The 2,341-nt window shown below is 69.8% G+C and carries 3 protein-coding genes; 2 read left to right on the top strand and 1 reads right to left on the bottom strand.

The window, feature by feature from the left end:
* Positions 1–271: carph-isopro domain-containing protein (locus ACH4PY_RS37045; RefSeq protein ID WP_398192924.1), on the bottom strand; the 271-nt coding region annotated here is incomplete at its 3' end.
* Positions 272–472: 201 nt separating this feature from the next.
* On the opposite strand from ACH4PY_RS37045, the gene ACH4PY_RS37050 reads away from it, so the two are divergent.
* Both ACH4PY_RS37050 and ACH4PY_RS37055 read left to right on the top strand, forming a co-directional pair.
* Positions 473–988 (top strand): ATP-binding protein, encoded by a 516-nt coding sequence (locus ACH4PY_RS37050; protein ID WP_398192925.1) that lies wholly within the window; start codon positions 473–475, stop codon positions 986–988.
* Between the two features lie 305 nt (positions 989–1,293).
* The gene (locus ACH4PY_RS37055; RefSeq protein WP_398192926.1) at positions 1,294–2,304 is read left to right on the top strand and encodes a glycosyltransferase; all 1,011 of its coding nucleotides are present in this window, start codon (positions 1,294–1,296) and stop codon (positions 2,302–2,304) included.
* The last annotated feature ends 37 nt before the right edge of the window (positions 2,305–2,341 follow it).

Here is a 2,341-nt window from a genome sequence, read left to right on the forward strand (position 1 = left end):
TCAGCATGGGCGAGTCGGCTGCCCTTGCCTGCCACAGCTCGGCCACCGATATGACTCTTCCCAGTTCCTGGGACAACACGTAGGCGGCCATCGCAGGCAGAGGCGAACGGGGCAGTGCTCCGGCGTCGCGCCAGTGGTAGGGGGCGGATTCGGCCGCTGTGCCAGCGCCGAACACCCGGTTGAGCTTGCGGGCGAGAACCTTCGGGCTCCAGCCCAGTTCCTCCAGGCAACCGGCCAGCGCGGTGTTCGGCTTGCCTGTCCGTGTGCCCATCGCTCACCGCCTCGCGGTCCAGAGGGGTTTCCGTTCCGGAACTCGACCATCGTGACGCCCGGTCACACCAAGCACTCGCCCCTTCACGGAAGTTGACCGAGTTGACCGCTTGATCGGCTGATGCCGACGTGTCGGGACCGGGTGTCCTTGAGCCCAGGCAGAAGGCGTCGCCTTCGCAGCCGACGGAGGAGGGACCGGGTCTTGGACAGCCACGTGAACGCCTTCTACGAGCAGCCGTGCACCGTGCTGGATCGTCCGACGGGCTCCCGATCCAGCGGCTGCCTGGTCATGGACCTGCCGTTCAGCCCACTCGCAGCCAACGCCGCCCGCAAAGGGGCGGTCGCCGCGCTCACGGGGCACAGTCGCGCAGACCTCGTGGACGGTGCCCGACTGATCTGCTCCGAGCTGGCCGCCAACGCCTTCCGGTCCGGCAGCCCGCCGCTGGTGCTCGCCGTCGACTGGGCGGCCGGGCCAGGCGACCTGCTTGACGTCGAGATCACGCTCACGGACGGGGGCAGCGGCCAAGCAGCAGAACACCGCACAGCGGCCGCACTGCCCGCTGACGACGCGGAGGGGGGACGGGGGCTGGGCATCGTCCAGATCCTGGCTGCCAGGTGGTCCCTCGACGTCGGCACCGACCTCTCACGGGCCTGGTGCCTCCTGCGATCTGCGCCTGCCGCCCACACATCCGCAATCGCCGGAGGGGATACGTCGTGACCTCAGGAAGCTCACGCACAGCAGTCCGCGGACGTCCGACCAACAGGCCTCCTGCCTCCAGCGCGCCCGCGCCCCCACGCGTCATCGTCGCCCTGCACGACGGTTTCTACGGCGCAGACTCCGGCACCGGCTTCAGCAACCGGTCGTTTCTGCACGCCCTGACCCGGCTGCTGCCCCACGGAAGGCTCGCCGTCGTCCCGGCACACGTACCTGCTGGTCGCCGCCGGGATCCGCGATGGAGTGCCGGAGTACGGTCGAGGCTGGACGCCTCTGGAGCCGACATCCTCGCCGTCGCCGACAGCCACGTGTCCACCGAGACCGTAAGCGGCTGCGAATCGCTGTGCGGGCTGGTGGCGGAACAGGCCACGCGGGTTGCTCAGCGGTCGGGCCGGTGCCTGCTCATCGGGCTCGACGTGCCCTTCCTGGGGTTGGCTCCATATCTCCCGGACAGCGTGGACCTGTTACTGGTGCCACGCTCCACCGCCGCGCTCGCTCACCCCGAGGACCGCGGCCGTATCCGGTGGGAGCGGGCAGGTCTGCATTCGGCCGCTGCCCGTGGCGGCCGGATCGCGGCGATCTCCCAGCACATGCGGTGGCATCTCGGCCACGGCTACGGCGTGCCGCCCCGCGCCCTCCTCGACCTGACCAACGGACTGCTGCTGGACGAGGACACAGCCCCGCCCTCCTCGGTGCTGCCGCTTCCCGCCCGGGCACGGGCCGGCTTCCTCCTGGCGATGGGCCGGGCCGTTCCGGAGAAGGGATTCGAGGACCTCCTCCTCGCCCTGACTTTCATGCGCGGCCAGCGTCCTCGCCTCCCGCACTTGGTACTGGCCGCCACCACTTCCATGCGGCAGATGAACGCCCACCAGGAGCTTTTGATGGACATCATCCGCGACTGCGCGCTGGACGCGACGCTGGTTACCGCCTTCACACCGGCGATACGCAGTTGGCTCCACAGCCGCGCGCTACGGGCGGTGATCGTGCCCTCCCGGGAGGAGGCGTTCGGACGGATTCCCCTGGAAGCGTTTGCGGCGAAGGCCAGCCCGGTGGTCGCCACCCGGGCCGGAGGACTCGCGCAGACCGTGATCGACGGTGCGACCGGCTTCACTGCCCAGCCCGGCGACCCTGACGACCTGGCTGCGGCGATCCGCCGAGCCTTGCTGGCAACTCCTCGTGAACGCGAACAGCTCGTAAGAGCAGGCAGCGCGCTCCTGACTACCCGGCACGACTATCTGGCGACCATCCGCACCGCGCTCGCCGAGTGCGCTCCCTGGGCGCTGGACCTCGCTGAACACAAAGCCGGGGAGCAGCGATGAGCCGCCGCACTGTGGTGCTGGTGCACCTGGAGTCCCC

Origin of the sequence: Streptomyces sp. NPDC021224 (genome assembly GCF_044332905.1) — a bacterium.
Lineage (GTDB): Bacteria > Actinomycetota > Actinomycetes > Streptomycetales > Streptomycetaceae > Actinacidiphila.